The 16,920-nt window shown below is 41.5% G+C and carries 19 protein-coding genes and 1 tRNA gene; 11 read left to right on the top strand and 9 right to left on the bottom strand.

Translation table 11 applies throughout. The features are described 5' to 3' along the window. Window positions 1-103: 103 nt before the first annotated feature. Complete coding sequence (gene glgB / locus GNF10_RS16750) at window positions 104-2,395, top strand: 1,4-alpha-glucan branching enzyme (protein WP_185584682.1); 2,292 nt, start codon at window positions 104-106, stop codon at window positions 2,393-2,395. A gap of 107 nt (window positions 2,396-2,502) precedes the next feature. Here glgB and leuD read toward each other — a convergent pair whose 3' ends face one another. Further along, on the bottom strand, window positions 2,503-3,111 hold the full coding sequence (gene leuD / locus GNF10_RS16745) for a 3-isopropylmalate dehydratase small subunit (RefSeq protein ID WP_185584681.1): 609 nt from the start codon (window positions 3,109-3,111) through the stop codon (window positions 2,503-2,505). Window positions 3,112-3,198: 87 nt separating this feature from the next. Beyond that, window positions 3,199-4,602 (bottom strand): 3-isopropylmalate dehydratase large subunit, encoded by a 1,404-nt coding sequence (leuC, locus tag GNF10_RS16740; RefSeq protein WP_185584680.1) that lies wholly within the window; start codon window positions 4,600-4,602, stop codon window positions 3,199-3,201. A gap of 653 nt (window positions 4,603-5,255) precedes the next feature. Here leuC and GNF10_RS16735 point away from each other — a divergent pair. From GNF10_RS16735 to GNF10_RS16720, 4 genes are all read left to right on the top strand, one after another. After that, the gene (locus tag GNF10_RS16735; protein WP_185584679.1) at window positions 5,256-5,528 is read left to right on the top strand and encodes a GlsB/YeaQ/YmgE family stress response membrane protein; all 273 of its coding nucleotides are present in this window, start codon (window positions 5,256-5,258) and stop codon (window positions 5,526-5,528) included. A gap of 515 nt (window positions 5,529-6,043) precedes the next feature. Beyond that, complete coding sequence (locus GNF10_RS16730; protein WP_185584678.1) at window positions 6,044-7,819, top strand: DUF262 domain-containing protein; 1,776 nt, start codon at window positions 6,044-6,046, stop codon at window positions 7,817-7,819. 255 nt (window positions 7,820-8,074) lie between these two features. Beyond that, the gene (locus tag GNF10_RS16725; RefSeq protein WP_185584677.1) at window positions 8,075-8,905 is read left to right on the top strand and encodes a metallophosphoesterase; all 831 of its coding nucleotides are present in this window, start codon (window positions 8,075-8,077) and stop codon (window positions 8,903-8,905) included. Between the two features lie 218 nt (window positions 8,906-9,123). Beyond that, window positions 9,124-9,957, top strand: a complete 834-nt coding sequence (locus GNF10_RS16720; RefSeq protein WP_185584676.1) for a metallophosphoesterase — start codon at window positions 9,124-9,126, stop codon at window positions 9,955-9,957. A gap of 594 nt (window positions 9,958-10,551) precedes the next feature. Here GNF10_RS16720 and GNF10_RS16715 read toward each other — a convergent pair. Both GNF10_RS16715 and GNF10_RS16710 read right to left on the bottom strand, forming a co-directional pair. Then, window positions 10,552-11,304 carry a hypothetical protein gene (locus GNF10_RS16715; protein WP_185584675.1) on the bottom strand — a complete coding sequence of 251 codons (753 nt, stop codon included), beginning with the start codon at window positions 11,302-11,304 and terminating at the stop codon, window positions 10,552-10,554. Between the two features lie 527 nt (window positions 11,305-11,831). Continuing rightward, window positions 11,832-12,443 carry a DnaJ domain-containing protein gene (locus GNF10_RS16710; protein WP_185584674.1) on the bottom strand — a complete coding sequence of 204 codons (612 nt, stop codon included), beginning with the start codon at window positions 12,441-12,443 and terminating at the stop codon, window positions 11,832-11,834. Between the two features lie 33 nt (window positions 12,444-12,476). On the opposite strand from GNF10_RS16710, the gene GNF10_RS16705 reads away from it, so the two are divergent. Together GNF10_RS16705 and GNF10_RS16700 are read left to right on the top strand one after the other, a co-directional pair. Beyond that, the gene (locus GNF10_RS16705; protein ID WP_185584673.1) at window positions 12,477-13,574 is read left to right on the top strand and encodes a tocopherol cyclase family protein; all 1,098 of its coding nucleotides are present in this window, start codon (window positions 12,477-12,479) and stop codon (window positions 13,572-13,574) included. A gap of 33 nt (window positions 13,575-13,607) precedes the next feature. Next, a tRNA-Arg gene (locus tag GNF10_RS16700) sits at window positions 13,608-13,681 on the top strand. Between the two features lie 48 nt (window positions 13,682-13,729). Here the strand turns inward: GNF10_RS16700 and GNF10_RS16695 are convergent. Together GNF10_RS16695 and GNF10_RS16690 are read right to left on the bottom strand one after the other, a co-directional pair. Next, on the bottom strand, window positions 13,730-14,041 hold the full coding sequence (locus GNF10_RS16695) for a clan AA aspartic protease (RefSeq protein WP_221643415.1): 312 nt from the start codon (window positions 14,039-14,041) through the stop codon (window positions 13,730-13,732). Between the two features lie 54 nt (window positions 14,042-14,095). Then, complete coding sequence (locus GNF10_RS16690; RefSeq protein ID WP_311774171.1) at window positions 14,096-14,476, bottom strand: hypothetical protein; 381 nt, start codon at window positions 14,474-14,476, stop codon at window positions 14,096-14,098. Between the two features lie 35 nt (window positions 14,477-14,511). Between GNF10_RS16690 and GNF10_RS16685 the strand changes: the two genes are divergently transcribed. Then, window positions 14,512-14,838, top strand: a complete 327-nt coding sequence (locus tag GNF10_RS16685) for a helix-turn-helix domain-containing protein (RefSeq protein WP_185584672.1) — start codon at window positions 14,512-14,514, stop codon at window positions 14,836-14,838. A gap of 322 nt (window positions 14,839-15,160) precedes the next feature. On the opposite strand, the gene GNF10_RS38610 is transcribed toward GNF10_RS16685, so the two are convergent. Further along, window positions 15,161-15,403, bottom strand: a complete 243-nt coding sequence (locus GNF10_RS38610) for a Uma2 family endonuclease (protein ID WP_260446307.1) — start codon at window positions 15,401-15,403, stop codon at window positions 15,161-15,163. A 127-nt stretch (window positions 15,404-15,530) separates the two neighbouring features. On the opposite strand from GNF10_RS38610, the gene GNF10_RS16675 reads away from it, so the two are divergent. The 3 genes from GNF10_RS16675 to GNF10_RS37905 are packed head-to-tail and all read left to right on the top strand — an operon-like array spanning window position 15,531 to window position 16,165. Next, window positions 15,531-15,764 (top strand): AbrB/MazE/SpoVT family DNA-binding domain-containing protein, encoded by a 234-nt coding sequence (locus GNF10_RS16675; RefSeq protein WP_185584671.1) that lies wholly within the window; start codon window positions 15,531-15,533, stop codon window positions 15,762-15,764. Next, window positions 15,761-15,892, top strand: a complete 132-nt coding sequence (locus GNF10_RS38605; protein ID WP_260445875.1) for a hypothetical protein — start codon at window positions 15,761-15,763, stop codon at window positions 15,890-15,892. Before GNF10_RS16675 ends, GNF10_RS38605 begins: the two co-directional genes overlap by 4 nt. 48 nt (window positions 15,893-15,940) lie before the next feature. Beyond that, window positions 15,941-16,165 carry a type II toxin-antitoxin system VapC family toxin gene (locus tag GNF10_RS37905; protein WP_221643414.1) on the top strand — a complete coding sequence of 75 codons (225 nt, stop codon included), beginning with the start codon at window positions 15,941-15,943 and terminating at the stop codon, window positions 16,163-16,165. Window positions 16,166-16,311: 146 nt separating this feature from the next. Here GNF10_RS37905 and GNF10_RS16665 read toward each other — a convergent pair whose 3' ends face one another. Then, entirely contained in the window at window positions 16,312-16,584 is a 273-nt protein-coding gene (locus GNF10_RS16665; RefSeq protein ID WP_311774170.1) for a DUF5615 family PIN-like protein, read from the bottom strand. 77 nt (window positions 16,585-16,661) lie between these two features. Beyond that, on the bottom strand, window positions 16,662-16,892 hold the full coding sequence (locus tag GNF10_RS16660; protein WP_185584670.1) for a DUF433 domain-containing protein: 231 nt from the start codon (window positions 16,890-16,892) through the stop codon (window positions 16,662-16,664). Between the last annotated feature and the right edge of the window lie 28 nt (window positions 16,893-16,920).

The raw sequence follows: 16,920 nt of genomic DNA, 5'->3' as shown, positions 1-16,920 counted from the left end.
GTACGATAACGGTGGCGACAAAATTGCAAATAAATGTAAAGAATATATATAGATATTAAAAAAGTAGATTTAGTCAATCACGTTATTTCACTTAGGTAGCTTCATGTCCATGACCACGATCGCCCCTGAACAGGTTAACAGCATCGTTTGGAATCAGCATAACGATCCCTTTGAAATACTAGGTTCTCATCCCATAGAACAAGACGGCAAAACTGTCTGGGCTGTGCGTGCCTATTTACCAAATGCAAGTGCGGTATGGGTGGTTCTTCCTGAACAACGGAAAGAGTACCCAATGCAAACAGTGCATCATCCTCACTTTTTTGAATGCACTATTGAAACCGCAGAACTGGCAAACTACCAGTTACGGATTAAAGAAGGGGAACATGAACGTGTTACTTATGACCCTTACGCCTTCCGTTCTCCCAATTTGACAGACTTTGATTTGCATTTATTTAGTGAAGGGAACCATCACCGAATATACGAAAAATTGGGAGCGCACCCCACGGAAATAGGCGGCGTTAAAGGCGTTTATTTTGCAGTTTGGGCACCCAATGCTCGCAACGTTTCATTGTTGGGAGATTTCAACCTTTGGGATGGGCGCAAACACCAAATGCGTAAAGGGCCAACCGGGGTTTGGGAATTGTTTATTCCTGAAATCGGTGTGGGAGAGCATTACAAATATGAAATCAAAAATTTTGAAGGACACATTTACGAAAAATCCGATCCCTACGGTTTCCAGCAAGAACCCCGCCCGAAAACGGCATCTATTGTTACTGATTTAGATGCTTACACTTGGGATGACGAAAGCTGGATGGAAAAGCGGCGACACACTGACCCCCTTACCCAGCCTGTCTCAGTTTATGAAGTGCATTTAGGGTCTTGGTTACACGCTTCGAGTGCCGAACCTGCTAAACTGCCAAATGGTGAAACTGAGCCAGTAGTTATCGTTTCGGAACTTAAGCCGGGCGCACGTTTCCTTACCTATCGGGAACTAGCTGATCGACTGATTCCTTATGTCAAAGAATTAGGATACACCCATATAGAAATGCTACCCATTGCGGAGCATCCCTTTGATGGTTCTTGGGGTTATCAAGTAACTGGGTACTATGCCCCCACCTCCCGTTTTGGCAGCCCCGAAGATTTCATGTATTTTGTTGACAAATGTCACCAAAATGATATAGGGGTAATTGTGGATTGGGTTCCTGGTCACTTCCCCAAAGATGGACATGGTTTAGCTTTCTTTGATGGTAGCCACCTGTACGAACACGCTGACCCCCGCAAAGGTGAACACAAAGAATGGGGTACTTTGGTGTTCAATTATGGTCGCCATGAAGTTAGTAATTTTCTCGCAGCTAATGCCCTCTTCTGGTTTGACAAGTACCACATTGACGGGATTCGTGTAGATGCTGTTGCCTCGATGCTCTATAACGACTATTGCCGCGAACCCGGAGAATGGCTGCCCAACCAGTACGGCGGCAGAGAAAACCTAGAAGCAGCAGATTTTCTGCGTCAAGTCAATCACATTATCTTCAGCTATTTCCCTGGCATTCTCTCAATTGCTGAAGAGTCTACTTCCTGGCCAATGGTATCTTGGCCCACCTACACAGGCGGACTGGGCTTTAACTTGAAGTGGAATATGGGCTGGATGCACGATATGCTGGATTACTTCAGCATGGACCCTTGGTTCCGCCAGTTCCACCAAAACAATATCACCTTTAGTATGTGGTACAACCACAGTGAGAACTTCATGCTGGCTCTGTCTCATGATGAAGTGGTGCATGGCAAGAGCAATATCATCGGTAAAATGCCTGGGGATACATGGCAGAAGTTAGCTAATATCCGTTGTTTATTTAGCTATATGTTTGCTCACCCAGGCAAGAAAACTATGTTTATGAGCATGGAGTTTGGGCAGTGGAGTGAGTGGAATGCTTGGGCAGATTTGGAGTGGCATTTATTGCAGCATGAAGCCCACCAACAATTAAAAACGTTTTTCCGGGAATTGAACCATCTCTACCGTTCTGAGCCTGTTTTGTACACCCAGGATTTTGCTGAACCGGGGTTTGAATGGATTGACTGTAGTGATAATCGCCATAGTGTAGTTTCCTTCATCCGTCGTGATAAGGATTCTGATGATTTTGCGATCGTGGTTTGCAATTTTACACCGCAACCCCATTCTCACTATCGCATCGGTGTACCGCAAAAGGGATTTTATACTGAGTTATTCAATAGTGATGCACGTCAATATGGCGGCAGTAACATGGGTAACTTAGGTGGTAAGTGGACGGATGATTGGTCTTTGCACAGTCGTCCCTATTCGCTAGATTTGTGTTTGCCACCTTTGGGTGTGTTGATTCTCAAGTTAGATAAGAAGAAGACTGCTGAGTTAATGGGATAACAATTTTGGGTGGGCGATGCCCACCCAATCTTGATGTTTTATCGAGTGGTTATAAAATTTTTGCCATATTCTCATTCCCTGTCTGACAAGCAGAGAATGACAGAAAACTAACTTGCGGCTATACTGCCCCAACCGATGTAGGGTAATTTTGCAGCTGTTGTCCGAACTTGGCTAGCATTCGCCACCAACTGACCGCAAGCATCCCAAGTCCCAGAAATAAATGTGCTTCTTGTACCTTCACCGATCGCAACTGGGGCAGTATAATCATCAATTTGCACTTGCAAAGTTTCCAGATTTACTGTCACGGCGGCTTGAGGATTGGCAGCTACTAACTCTTGCAGTTGTTTAACAGTAACAGCGTCGGCTGTCAGACAAGGTATACCCATTGCCACACAGTTACCGAAAAAGATTTCCGCGAAGCTTTCACCTATTAAAGCTTGGATTCCCCATTTTGCGATCGCTTGGGGTGCGTGTTCCCGTGATGAACCACAGCCAAAGTTACGGTTGACTATTAAAATATTCGCGCCTTTGTATTGGGGTTGGTCAAAGGCATGTTCACCTTTAAGTGCTGTCCGGTCATCAATAAATGCGCCTTCACCTAACCCATCAAAGGTAACGGCTTTCAAATATCGCGCGGGAATAATGCGATCGGTATCTATATCATTGCCCACTAAGGGTATACCGCGCCCTGAAACTGTTTTAACTTCACTCACCATATATTTTTATAAGAAACGAACCGCAAAGAACGCAAAGGACACAAAGAAAGAAAAGTTTAAGAGATTTCTCTATGCTAGGAAGTGGAGTTACAGTAACTCGCGCACATCAGAGACTTCGCCTTTAATTGCAGCTGTGGCAACCATCGCCGGACTCATTAACAATGTCCGACCAGAAGAGGAACCCTGTCTGCCTTTAAAGTTGCGGTTAGATGAGGAGGCACTGATTTGTCTTCCTTGTAGCTTATCGGGGTTCATGGCTAGGCACATCGAACATCCCGGTTCACGCCATTCAAATCCAGCTTCTTGAAAGATTTTATCCAGTCCTTCAGTTTCCGCTTCTTCCTTCACCCTTTCAGAACCGGGGACAACAAAGGCTTTTATTCCCTCGGCAACATGGCGACCTTTGGCGATTTTCGCCGCTTCCCGTAAATCACTAATTCTACCATTGGTGCAACTACCAATAAAGCAGACATCTATTTTAGTGCCCTTGATGGGTTGACCAGGATATAAATCCATATAGCGGTAAGCTTCTTCGGCAATAAATCGGTCTTCTTCAAGCAGTTCTTCTGGTTGAGGCACTAACTGGTTGACACCGATACCTTGACCGGGAGTAATCCCCCAGGTGACAGTAGGAGAAATTTCCGCAGCGTCGAATACCACTACATCATCGTACTGGGCATCAGCATCGCTCTTGATGGAATCCCACCAAGCCACTGCTTTATCCCAATCTGCATCAATGGGCGCAAAATCTCTGCCTTTGAGGTAATCGTAGGTGACTTGATCGGGATTGACATAGCCGCATCTAGCACCGCCTTCGATCGCCATATTACAGACAGTCATCCTCTCTTCCATATTCATTTGTTCAAATGTCGTACCTGCAAATTCATAGCCATAGCCCACACCACCTTTAACGCCAAGGGTGCGGATAATATGCAGGATGACATCTTTGGCGTAAACTCCTGGGTTCAGGTTGCCGTTAACTTCAATTTTGCGGACTTTTAGTTTTGAGAGGGCGAGGGTTTGGGAAGCGAGAACATCCCGGACTTGACTAGTACCAATGCCAAATGCGATCGCACCAAATGCCCCATGGCTGGAAGTGTGGCTATCTCCACAAGCGATCGTCATTCCTGGTTGAGTCAGTCCCAGTTCTGGAGCGATGACATGAACTATACCCTGACTACCAGAACCGATGTTGTAAAAAGTTATGTTATTTTCTTGACAATTATTTTCGAGCGCCTGAATCATCTCCTCTGCCAAACTATCAACAAAGGGACGCGCCTGATTTTCTGTCGGCACAATATGATCAACTGTGGCGACAGTCCGCTCTGGAAACAGTACTTTTAGACCCCTCTCGCGTAACATAGCAAAGGCCTGGGGACTGGTGACTTCATGAATTAGGTGAAGCCCGATAAATAGTTGCGTCAGCCCAGAGGGAAGTGTACCAACGGTGTGTAAGTCCCAAACTTTATCAAACAGGGTACCTTTGCTCATACGTAAATTAATATTTCAAGAGTCCGGTCTTAAATAGTATCAAAAAATAGTCTAATTTTTTCTAGATCGCTTCATAATATTAGTGACATTTTTGCACTCTTATTCCTCTGTGTCGCGCCAGATGCGACAACGAGAAGGCAGTCCCTTTCCTTTGGGTAGGCAATGTCCGGTTTTGGTCTTCCGTAACTCATCCGTAAGCCCTAACTAATATTTTAAGCCTCCATCCCGAAGAAATGCGATGTTACGGGTATCCTGCTGATGCCCAGTCTGAAATGCTGGTAATAAAGTTGCTAAAACTACGCTTGTAGTAGAAATTGCCTGATTTTGCTCCTTTACATTACTTTAGAGACAGTCTTTAAAAACTCAGCTTAATTCTTATAGTAGAGGAGAGAGCTAATTAAAAAGCCATATACTGCAATTACCAAGCAATAGTTTGATCGGCTCCTAATTAAAGACCTATTAGGAGCTTTTTTTTAATTGATACTTTTTAAGTGATTATCAACCTGTAGGGGCGGTATATATAGAAAAGCGTAGTTGCAATTAAACTATTCCTTATGGATATTAATGATTGATTCTGATGGTAGATGGATTCAAAAGATTAAGATTGATAATATGTATTCGTTGAGTAAAAAACCTTTACCGAATTAATAACAATGAATATTCTTGCTTGGATTGTTTTAGGTCTAATTGCTGGTGCGATCGCTAAAGCTATCTACCCCGGTCATCAAGGTGGCGGTATTCTAGGAACAATTTTATTAGGAATTATCGGCGCGTTTGTTGGTGGTAGTCTAGGAGTGTTTTTCAGTACAGGGACGTTAAGTTTAGCAGCTCCCAGTCTCAGCATTCCGGGTATTGCAGTAGCAGTTCTTGGTGCAATTGTTGCGGTTTTCCTGTGGAATTTATTAACAAATCGCAGTGCGGTATAAAAGCATAATTGCTGACAATAACTGAAGGTAATTTAGCAAATTTATTTAACTATCGTGAATTAAATCAAAAAAAATAGCACCAGCCTGTGATTAGGCTAGTGCTATTTTTTAACTTTTGATCAATCAAAAGTTGTAGCAATTTAATGGTGTGCGATCGCTGTTAGCATTGCATATTAGAGACTTGCCATTCAAAAAAATATGCTGTTTTGCAGGCGAGCCAGTGCATTACGGTGAAGCAATCCGCAGAAGAGGTAGGTTTCGCCCATGAGAAACTGCTACTAGCGTAATGCTTTTACGCCACTAATCCCCGTTACCCGATTAGTGGGACTTAGAAAAAAAACACCTATAAAATAGCCTCAAATCTATATGCAGATAGGCTTTGACATCATTTTGTTTGGTTTTTGGATATATCCAGGTTCTATAAAAAAATTATATGCATTCAAATATTACTGTTTTTAGTGGGAAAACTAAGTTTAGTAAAAGTGCAATCTACTACACCACTAAAGCAGGTATATATGAGCGCGGTTAAACTTCAGGCTAATGATTATCCTATCTCTAAAATATTTAGCAACGATTTTATCTTCACTATTCCTTTATATCAGCGCCCCTATGCCTGGACAACAGAGCAAGCAGGAGAACTGCTTGAAGATTTGGTCACTGCGTTGGGAGATAGTGACAATAAAATTGATGATATAAACCCGTATTTTTTAGGAAATATTGTACTCATTAAAGGAGATAAACCAGATGCCCAAGTCGTGGATGGTCAACAGCGTTTGACTACACTTACTGTATTGCTGGCTGCTTTACGGGCATCAGTTTCCAAAGAAAACGTACATATATTAACAAAATATCTTTATCAAGAAGATGATTTTGATCCTAATGATAACGTTTATCGTTTGACTGTGCGTGAGCGAGATGCACAGTTTTTCAAGGAATATATTCAGGATGAAGGCGGTATTGATAAGCTGAAAAATTTACATACTGCTAAACTATCAGATAGTCGTAAAAATTTCAAAGAAAATACATTATTGTTTGTAAATCGCTTACAAAGTTTTACTAACAATCAGCTTCTAAGGCTTACCCAATTTATCATTAAGAGATGTTTTTTAGTAGTAGTTGCCACTCCAGATATTGACTCTGCATACAGAATATTTTCGGTCATCAATAATCGAGGCATGGATCTGTCTCATGCTGATATTTTGAAAGCAGAAATTATCGGTAAAATTTCCCTTGAACAACAGGAAAAATACAGTGCTAGGTGGGAAGAGATGGAAGAGAAACTAGGACGCGATATATTCAAGAGCCTATTTTCTCACATCAGAATGATTCACGTAAAATCCAAGCCGCGCGAAAGTATACTTAAGGAATTCCTGAATGACATCAAACCAATTAATGCACCTCAACAGTTAATTGATCAAATACTAATTCCTTATGCTGAGGCTTTTTATGAGATTAATAATCTAGCCTATCATATAGCGTTTCCTAAGCAACTGAGGTACACCCAAATCTTTGTTAGCAAAGTTAGTAGCTTTGAAAACGTACCTCACCAGATCGGGAACCGCTATAGTGATATCTTAGGAGAAGAAGTAAATCAAAAGTTTAAATGGTTACACTTGATTGATAATTCTGATTGGATACCTCCAGCTATTTTATATCTCTCTCGCAATTACAGCAATCCTGAATTGTTATTACGGTTTTTCACAGATTTAGATCGCCTAGCTTCAGGTCTAATGATGCAACGGAATAATATTAATGAGCGCATAGAACGTTATGGTAAATTACTATATGCTATCGAGATTGAAGAAGATTTGTACGTACCTGATTCACCTCTGCAACTGAAACCTGAAGAACAGGCACGTATTATCAAAATTCTAAATGATGACCTTTATTTAATTAGAAAAATTCGACTTTATGTTTTACTACGTTTAGATACTGCACTGTCAGAAGGAAAAGCTTCATATAACTTCTGTAATATTAGTGTTGAGCATGTACTACCTCAAAATCCAACTTCTGATAGTATGTGGGTACAATCATTTCCTAGCCAGGAAGAACGTGATAAATATGTCCATCGTATAGGAAATTTAGTTTTACTCTCTTCCTCGAAAAATGCTCAAGCGAACAACTACGATTTTGACCTGAAAAAGCAGAAGTATTTCACAACAAAATCAGGCATTTGTAATTTTGCGCTAACGACACAAGTGTTAATGGAAAAAGAATGGACACCTGAAGTTATCAACAAGCGCCAGGAACAGCTAATTCATCAGCTAAAAGAAGTTTGGCGTTTACAGTAGTAGGTTGGCCAGGTGTGTAGATGCGTAGCTACCCGTAGAGGCACGATGACCGAAATCTACGCACTTACAATCTAAAGCAAGTAGTATTTTTAACAAAAATTGGTTGGTAAATGGATTTTTGATTTAAATAAGTATAAATACATTCAAATCTACAGATTTTATGAAATTTTCAATAAGTTGCACTGGTCACTACACACAAAACGATGATGTTTCGTTAAGCTGTAAGCGCTATGATTAGAGTTTATTGAACGTCTTATGCACTGGTTATTATCTGGGCCGTTGAGTAGAGAAGAATTGACGGTTAAGATTGTAGGGTTGCCTGCATCATTACAAGGTAAGAAGCTGGTGCAGTTGTCAGATTTTCACTACGATGGTTTGCGGCTGTCGGAAGAGATGCTAGAAAAAGCGATCGCAGTTACTAATGAAGCTAAACCAGATTTAATTTTATTAACTGGTGACTACGTAACTGACGATCCGACACCGATTCACCAACTGATACTTCGACTCAAACATCTGCAAAGTCACAGTGGTATCTATGCTATTCTTGGCAATCACGATATACATTGCAAAAACGCAAAAACAGAAGTTACCGATGCCCTTACTAGCATTGGAATCCATGTCCTTTGGAACGAAATTGCCTATCCACTAGGAAAAGAATTACCATTGGTCGGACTAGCTGATTATTGGTCACGGGAATTTAATCCTGTACCAGTCATGAATGAACTAAATCCCGACACACCCCGTATAGTTTTATCCCACAACCCAGATACTGCGGAGATGCTGCAAGCATGGCGAGTTGACTTACAATTATCTGGTCATACTCACGGTGGTCAAATCGTGATTCCCGGAATTGGCCCTGCAATGTTTTTTTACGAAAAGCTTGCAAAAAAAATACCTAAAAAAGTGCAGCGTCGATTTCCATTGTTGCAAGAAAATGTTTCTGTAGTCAGACATTGGGAATGGGCACAGGGTTTCCATCAGCTGGGAAAAAATCAGCTATATGTCAATCGTGGTTTGGGAACTTACCTCCCAGGACGCTTATTTTGCCGCCCAGAAGTTACTATAATCACGCTAGAGGGTGAGTAAGTAATCCAAATTTCTAAATTCCAGAACGGAATCACAGCAGGTATTCTGGCTAATAAGTACCTGTAGATTTGAGTGAGTCCTGCTTAGTTTAGTCTCAGGATTTAAATCAATTCGTTAATTTTATCTTGAGTATGTGACATAAATTATTGCAGTTTCTCAAGTTACATTTTGATATTTGGTAAGCTGTAAGCGCTGGTATGAGGAGTATCGGTTGCCTTATGCATTGGTTGTTTACGGGACATTTAAGAGTAGATAAAATCACGGTTAAGATTGCGGAACTTCCAGCATCTTTACAAGGTACAACACTAGTGCAGTTGTCAGATTTTCACTACGATGGTTTGCGCTTGTCGGAAGAAATGTTAGAAAAAGCGATCGCACTTACTAACGAAGCTGAACCGGATTTAATTCTATTAACTGGTGACTACGTAACTGACGATCCGACACCAATTCACCAATTGGTACATCGACTCAAGCATTTGCAAAGTCGCTGTGGTATCTACGCTGTACTGGGTAATCATGATATTTACTACAGTCATTCAAAAGCAGAAGTTACACAGGCATTAACTAGCATTGGGGTGCATGTGCTTTGGAATGAAATCGCCTATCCACTAGGAAAAGAATTACCATTTATAGGACTAGCTGATTATTGGTCGCGGGAATTCTACCCTGCACCTGTGATGAATCAACTAGACTCTGTTACACCCCGTATCGTTTTATCCCATAATCCAGATACAGCCAAGATACTGCAACAATGGCGTGTAGATTTGCAACTATCGGGTCATACCCACGGCGGTCACATCGTAATCCCTGGCATTGGGCCTTTAGTATTCCATTATAAAAAGCTACTCAAAAAAATTCCCAAAAAATTAAGGTGTTGGGTAACGTTTTTACTAGGAGACTGTTCTAAAGTCGTCAGATATTGGGAGTGGGCGCAAGGGTTTCACAAGGTGCAAGAAAATCAACTATATGTCAACCGGGGTTTAGGAACTTATAAACCAGGACGTTTATTTTGTCCGCCAGAAGTGACTGTAATTACGTTAGTTAGTCATTAGTCATTAGTCATTAGTCATTGGTCATTGGTCTAAATAACCCTCGCCTAAAAAAAGAGATAAATAACAAAGGACAAATGACAAAGGACAAAAATGCATAACACTCAAAGCAGAAACCGCCGGAAGCTACGATGGATAAATATCAGCAGCTTGGGGCGGTTTCTTGAAGATTAGAGAATTCAGAAGTAAGTAACTCAACTAAGGTGGACAATATTTGCGATCGCTATACTCAGAATTGCACATCCTAACATTCTAACTAGGCAGGCATTTTCTGGCAGTGCGTTTTCAAACCTCCAAAAGAACTCATTGAACTTAAACCAAAACACATTCAATGGATGTTACAACTTCAGAGCGATCGCAAGAAAATTAGAGCAGGAGGTACAGGCTCTAACTTGAAAGTTTTTCTTAACTTTTAACCTGTTTGTACCCTGCTCTTAATCTAGCATCGTGTTTGTTTAGCTACAAGATACGTTTACCAAACTTGAATACCATTAATTTATCGCAACAATTCCGAAATCTTTCTTAAAAATATTCCCACTTGATTAGATGTTGGCGTTAATGCCAACATTATCAAGTGGGCTAGAAGTTCAGAAGCCATTATTGAGCAGAACCGCCTGTTGTAGTATCATTTGCGGTAGAAGAACCATTATTAGATGTACTGTTTGACTGGTCTACTCCTTGAGGTGAAGTGGTTTTAGGGGTATCAACTTTTGTACCTGGAGTGGTGGTATTAGTAGAAGTACCACCCTCATTCTGCGAAGTAGGAGTATTAGTAGTTGGACTCGTCGCTGGACTTTGTGTAGCTTTCGGGGCTGGCTGAGTTACAGAAGGTGCTTTTTCTGCCGCAGACTGCTGGGGTGGAATAGTAATGTTAATATCCGGTTGGCGAGGTGCAGATTGAGGTGTAACCTGCTGTTGTGGAACAGGGACAGGAACAGGTACTTCTCTAATTCTTTCGATTATCTTCGTTTGTGGTTGAGGAGTTGAACTACTATTACTCGGTACAGGAACCACGACCGGCACAGTAGTGTCAACCGCAGCGTTATTACGTTGGTTGAAGTACCAGACCCCACCTACAATCAAACTGACTAGAGAAGTAACAATAATACCTAACAGCAAACCACGGCTAGCATTTTCATTGTCACGCTCGGCTAAATCAGCTTGCTGGTAGCTACGCTCAGTATTTCGACCTTGTACGTAACCGTTAGTGTAAGAGTTGGGATTAGCTGTGGTGTTCTTGACTGTTTCTGTAGTTCGCGTCAAGTCAGTGTGAATATTACCATTAGTATCAGTGTAAGATTCTTGCCTAACTTCACTATTTTGGCTTTCGCGTTCATTGGGAATAGACATAACTATTGATTTCACTCCTCGATATGATATTGACAAACTAAAGCTTTGTAAGAACAAGAGGTTTTAATGAGTTTAAAAATCTATGTTGCTGATAAATATTGAGTTTTATTTGTTACCCAACTGTTGGTTAATGCCAGAATAACCTCTGAGATCGGAGAAGTGGCTCTATCTATAGGAAGTTAATACTTAATCTAGAGAAAGAGTATCCCAAAGATGGATGTTATTAAACTGTCAGGTGATGGATTGATACCAGGAGTTAGAATTCAGAATTTAGAAGACTCTACCCATGAAGGGATGAAGTATTAACTTTTTGATTAATACTTTAATTTTATTTCGCCCACATTTCAGCAAAGCTCAGTGACTACCAGGGAAAGGTTTTAAACCAATTTCATTACCCAATACTTCGACAAGCTCCGTAACCATCTAACAGAATTCAATTCTGTTAGCGGATAGCTAAGGTTTAGCCCATTCTGACTTCTGAATTCTTCTTCAAGATGAGAAATCTAGTAATTTACTGAAATCATCTATCATTTCCAACGTCGATTTAGCCGCAATATCTTTTTAATCCCCTGACAAAATCTTTCTAACAGAGATCTGGGCTTTGATACATATCTAGGCGATCGCACTTCCCGTACAGCACCCGGATTTTTTAACTCTTGTTCTATTTGTGCAGCTTTATTTAAATCGGAAGCGGCTCTATATTCGTATCCCAGTTGAGAGCAAACTAGCCCACGATATTTATATGCGTCAACATAGTGAGGATTGAGACGAATTGCATGGGTAAAATCTGCGATCGCATCCTCATATCTTCCTCCCATGGCATTCTCTACGCCTAAAGTATAGAAAGCTTCTGCATCCCAACGATTGACAGATATTTTTGTGGGATTTTTAGGCGAAGATGAAGAGGGATTTTCAGGAATGGGAGGCTCGGATGGACTTTCTGATTTGAGCTTGTTGTAAGCTACGTTAATTAATTTGATTTTTTCCTCAGCTTCCTGTTTTTGCTTTTGATCGACAAAGCGATCGGGATGCCAAATTTTCACCAGTTTACGGTAAGTTCGCTTCACCTGTGCTTGAGATGCACCGGGTTCTAGCCCAAGAATTTCATAAGCATGATTGATATCGGAGCGATCGCGCATACTGGAAAAATCGGCAACTAACTATATAGATATATGTTAACTATTCCTCTAAATCTCCTCCAATCAACCCAAACGCCCCATTCTGGTTATCACTGGGATGGCGGTAGCCGCCGTTTCTTTGAAGGCTGGTATTACCGCGTCACGTTACCGGAAATTGGGCAAACATTCGCCTTTATGTACTCCATCGAAGATCCCATCGGCGGTAAACCTCACAGTGGCGGTGCAGCCCAAATCCTCGGCCCAGATGATGAGTATTTATGCAGGACTTTTCCTGATGTGAAGAAATTTTGGGGTAGCCGGGATGTTTTAGGTTTAGGTCATTGGGGTAAAACGGATTTGCAAATTGCTCCTCTGTACCTTCTACCAGCAGAGTTTGAGCATCATGTTCAAGAGGGATATCAAGCTACAGCAACCTTGAATCAGGGAATTATTTGCGATCGCGCCACCAATAATTATTGCCGTTGGGAGTATGAAATTCAACCAGTATACGGTTGGGGTAATAAAAATAGCATTCAGCAATCAACCGCCGGCTGGCTCTCATTCTCGCAGATTTTTGAACCTGGATGGCAGATTTTGATGGCTCACGGTTTTGCCAGTGGAAAAATTGACTGGAATGGCAAAATCTACGAATTCACCAACGCCCCAGCTTATGGAGAGAAAAATTGGGGTGGTGCTTTTCCTCAAAAATGGTTTTGGATAAATTGTAATTGCTTTGAGGGTGAACCCGACTTAGCCTTAACTGCTGGCGGTGGGCGGCGGGGTGTGCTGTGGTGGATGGAATCTGTAGCGATGATTGGGTTGCACTATCAAGGCAAGTTTTATGAATTCGTTCCCTGGAATTCCCAAGTAGATTGGGAAATTCAGCCTTGGGGTAGATGGCAAATGAAAGCTACTAACTCTAATTATGAAATTGAATTGACAGGAACCACAGATTTACCTGGTACACCTCTGCGTGCGCCTACAGAGGATGGTTTAAGATACTGTTGCAGAGACACCATGCAAGGAAAGTTAAATTTAGAGTTACGAGAATTAAATGGAAGGAAATCTAAAATAATTCTAAAAGCAGAAAGTTTTCTTTGTGGTTTAGAAGTAGGGGGCGGCTCTTGGGATAATGTTTGGCAGTCTCGCTAAAACTACTGCTATAATCATATATGCTTCCTAGTTGGGGTTGTAGCTCAGTTGGATAGAGCGGACGCCTCCTAAGCGTCAGGTCGTGCGTTCGAGCCGCACCAGTCCCGTCAAAAAATCCCTAAGACCTTGGCTAATAGAAGGTTATAGGGATTTTTTTACATAATATCATCTAGCAGCACTGTCCCTCCCTCACAAAAATCGATGCTGAGATGATAATCTTCCAGGAGTGCTGTGCCAATTAGGGGACGACGACCCATCGCTAAAACTGGGATGATGCGTTCTGCGAGATTCCACAAGATAGTGGCTTGATGAACATTGATTATGATCCGAGAATTGTCCGCAAGATTCGCTTTGATTGGCGCAACGTAAGGCAAATCCAGTTCTGTGACTACCGTAGATGGCAAGGTTAAAAACCCTTCAAATCCTGTATCGATAACACATTCAATTTCTACTTCTGCACGCCCCAAAGGACAAATAGTGATTACTTATACCTGCCTGAAGTCCAACAACTGTTCCATGTATCACTGTGCTGTCCTAACCAACGTACCACCGACTGCAAAAACAGCATCATAGCCAATTCGCTCTGTCCAAATGATTGCGTTTGGCTGTTTGGCTTGCAGCCGATGACAAGCCACAATTAAATCGTCATCTATTTCGTAATCACCTGTAGTGATATTGATTGCAATTATTTTGCCGATATTTCCTGCTGTTTCGACTCGGGTATGGATACTTTGCTGGTAAAGTTTTTCGCCACGTTGAGCAATTTCTTCGCGGCTGAGGTTGGGATAATGCATAGAAGCAACCTTTTCTGTATCCGATTTCTGATTCCATCTTAAAACAAAATCGAAAGCCCGAAGTAGGGGATTAAAATCCCACAGGCTGATGTTGACGTGATTAAACAACGCTATAAGGACGTAGTGGTAAGGGAGAAACAACAATGACACAGGAACCCGTTTTTGAAGAAAGCAGTGGCAATGTATTCGCTGATCTCGTTTTAGAGGATGCTTCGGAACTTTTTATGCGAGGAAAGATAGGGATTCAGGTACTGCGCCTCCTTTCTCAACGCAACCTGAAACAGCGCGAAATCAGCGAACTTCTTGGCATTCCCCAGCCAAAAGTATCTCATTTGATGAAAGGAGAGTTTCAACGATTCAGTGAGGGCAAACTCCTCATTTTCCTCAAGCGGCTGGATACGGAAATCACCTTACATCTTCGCCCTTGTAATGCGTCGGGGCAATCTGCTGAAACTGTTATATCGCTATAGGACAGAATGGAAGCCTGTTGGATCTGAGTTTAGAGCAAACCAAGATTTATTCAAAAGCAGCTTGTAGGTAACTCTATTTCAAACACAGAGACTTTAACTCATGCAAAAAGTCTATTGAGTTAAGCCAGCGATCGCTTTGCCAATGATAAGAGCGATCGCGCATTAAACTAGTGGTAAGAAGACGACTATAATAAATTTCTTCATTGCTAATCAGCGACTCATTGCAAAAATCTGTTCAGCCGTTAAGGGAATGTTCGGAAACAATCTAGAATCAATTCGATCCTCCCCTCGAAACACCTTCGGGGGTAAATACTCTCCATCTTCAAGTTGGTAGATTGTAATGGTTGGCTTTTTCTTGGCAGTGATTTTCTAAATAAGCACACAGTCGCTGGATCAAATCCTCATGATTTGCATTTGGTTCTGATAATGGCACGGGAATCCCATCCAATAGCTCAAACGCTCTGCCTGAACCATCGTCCCAGGCAAGAAACTCTTCAAAAGTCAGTGGTTGTGTGACGCTTGCATACATCGCCCTCGCTCCCTTGCTGACGGGTACTTCACTCAATGCTACCAAGATGTACAGCTAAAATAGTGCAAAATATGGAAAATAGAAATAGCAAAAAAGCTATTAGCCAAACACTTCAACCAACATTAATATAAGGACATAAGAACGTTTGAACAACAAACACACTATGCGAATTACACCTGATGGTCAGATTAGCATCCCTCTTGAAATCCGAGAAGTGCTAAACATTTCTCCTGACGTAGAATTAGCGTTTGAAATCGAAGGCGATCGCCTCTACCTCAAAAAAATACAACCTACCGATAAAATCTCAACCTGGATTGATATCATGCGGGGTTGCGCTGCTGGAAACCTCACCACCGACCAAATCATGACCCTCACCCGTAGCGATGACAATCCATGACAGTCTTAGTAGACAGCAACGTTATCCTCGACATTCTTACCAACGATCGCAACTGGTTTGATTGGTCAGCCCTTCAACTGACAACCTATGCTCGTCAAGACCAACTTGCCATAAATCCCATCATCTAAGCTGAGATTGCCATAGGCTTTCCCAGTGAACAAGAACTCATCAATGCATTGCCAGAAGATATATTTCAACGTCTGTCTTTACCTTGGGATGCAGCATTCCTAGCAGGTCAAAGTTTTCTTAACTACCGTCGTCGTGGTGGCGCAAGAACTTCCCCATTGCCTGATTTCTACATTGGTGCCCATGCTAGCACTGCTAATTTGCTTCTCATTACCCGCGATGTTAATCGCTATCGCACCTACTTTCCCAACGTTAGGCTCGTTTCACCTCAATAGCTATTAAACTGAACCACCAAACACATTAGTATAACAAGGCAAAAGTAAATTCGATAATAAGATATACTATCACTTACCAGAACACAAGGCGCGATCGCATTTTAACGGCTTGCACTCTTCATTGCATCTGCGATCGCATCTAAAATTCACGTTATTTTACGAATGCGAATACTTTTAGATGAAATAACAGTAAAAGCTCGTAATAATTCATCTGCATGTTGATTAATGGCATTGGTAATAATTTCTGCCTTATCATTTGGAAATAATCCGAATAACCGAATTAACACCACACCTGCTGCAATTCGACGCAAACGGAAAACTAATTCACCAAAATCTTTATCTGATGTCAATAAAATTGCACCTTCATTATTAGCCAAGTTCAAAACTTCATCGTCAGGAAGTCCTGGTTCAATTTCCACAACATACAAAACTTAGTGACCATCCAACCGCAGACGTTCAACGATTTGCCAATCTAAATTTTCGTCCCCTAAAAACTTCAAGAAGCTTTCTCAATCGTTGGATAAATGACATCATACCGCAAAGCTTGAGCCGCAAATGCCAAAGCTGCTTTAATTCCTTCATCGGTAAGTCGTGGATGCGCTTCGAGTATTTGCTCAGATGTTTCACCCGCAGCAAGTTTTTCAAAAATTAATTCAACTGTAATACAAGTTCCTGAAATGACAGGTTTACCCATCATTATTTTTGGATCGGATACGATTTTTTGCATGAGTTAGGATTTTTTGGATAGATAATTA

The organism is Nostoc sp. UCD121 (genome assembly GCF_014222285.1).
Classification (GTDB): domain Bacteria; phylum Cyanobacteriota; class Cyanobacteriia; order Cyanobacteriales; family Nostocaceae; genus Nostoc.
The sequence above is the reverse complement of the archived record's forward strand: the minus strand, read 5'-3'. Positions and strand labels throughout refer to the sequence as shown.

What these genes read in the sequence shown, in the direction of transcription:
- glgB (WP_185584682.1), top strand. Translation starts at nt 104, where the DNA reads ATGTCCATGACCACGATCGCCCCTGAACAGGTTAACAGCATCGTTTGG.
- leuD (WP_185584681.1), bottom strand. Translation starts at nt 3,111, where the DNA reads ATGGTGAGTGAAGTTAAAACAGTTTCAGGGCGCGGTATACCCTTAGTG.
- leuC (WP_185584680.1), bottom strand. Translation starts at nt 4,602, where the DNA reads ATGAGCAAAGGTACCCTGTTTGATAAAGTTTGGGACTTACACACCGTT.
- GNF10_RS16735 (WP_185584679.1), top strand. Translation starts at nt 5,256, where the DNA reads ATGAATATTCTTGCTTGGATTGTTTTAGGTCTAATTGCTGGTGCGATC.
- GNF10_RS16730 (WP_185584678.1), top strand. Translation starts at nt 6,044, where the DNA reads ATGAGCGCGGTTAAACTTCAGGCTAATGATTATCCTATCTCTAAAATA.
- GNF10_RS16725 (WP_185584677.1), top strand. Translation starts at nt 8,075, where the DNA reads ATGCACTGGTTATTATCTGGGCCGTTGAGTAGAGAAGAATTGACGGTT.
- GNF10_RS16720 (WP_185584676.1), top strand. Translation starts at nt 9,124, where the DNA reads ATGCATTGGTTGTTTACGGGACATTTAAGAGTAGATAAAATCACGGTT.
- GNF10_RS16715 (WP_185584675.1), bottom strand. Translation starts at nt 11,304, where the DNA reads ATGTCTATTCCCAATGAACGCGAAAGCCAAAATAGTGAAGTTAGGCAA.
- GNF10_RS16710 (WP_185584674.1), bottom strand. Translation starts at nt 12,443, where the DNA reads ATGCGCGATCGCTCCGATATCAATCATGCTTATGAAATTCTTGGGCTA.
- GNF10_RS16705 (WP_185584673.1), top strand. Translation starts at nt 12,477, where the DNA reads ATGTTAACTATTCCTCTAAATCTCCTCCAATCAACCCAAACGCCCCAT.
- GNF10_RS16685 (WP_185584672.1), top strand. Translation starts at nt 14,512, where the DNA reads ATGACACAGGAACCCGTTTTTGAAGAAAGCAGTGGCAATGTATTCGCT.
- GNF10_RS16675 (WP_185584671.1), top strand. Translation starts at nt 15,531, where the DNA reads ATGCGAATTACACCTGATGGTCAGATTAGCATCCCTCTTGAAATCCGA.
- GNF10_RS38605 (WP_260445875.1), top strand. Translation starts at nt 15,761, where the DNA reads ATGACAGTCTTAGTAGACAGCAACGTTATCCTCGACATTCTTACCAAC.
- GNF10_RS16660 (WP_185584670.1), bottom strand. Translation starts at nt 16,892, where the DNA reads ATGCAAAAAATCGTATCCGATCCAAAAATAATGATGGGTAAACCTGTC.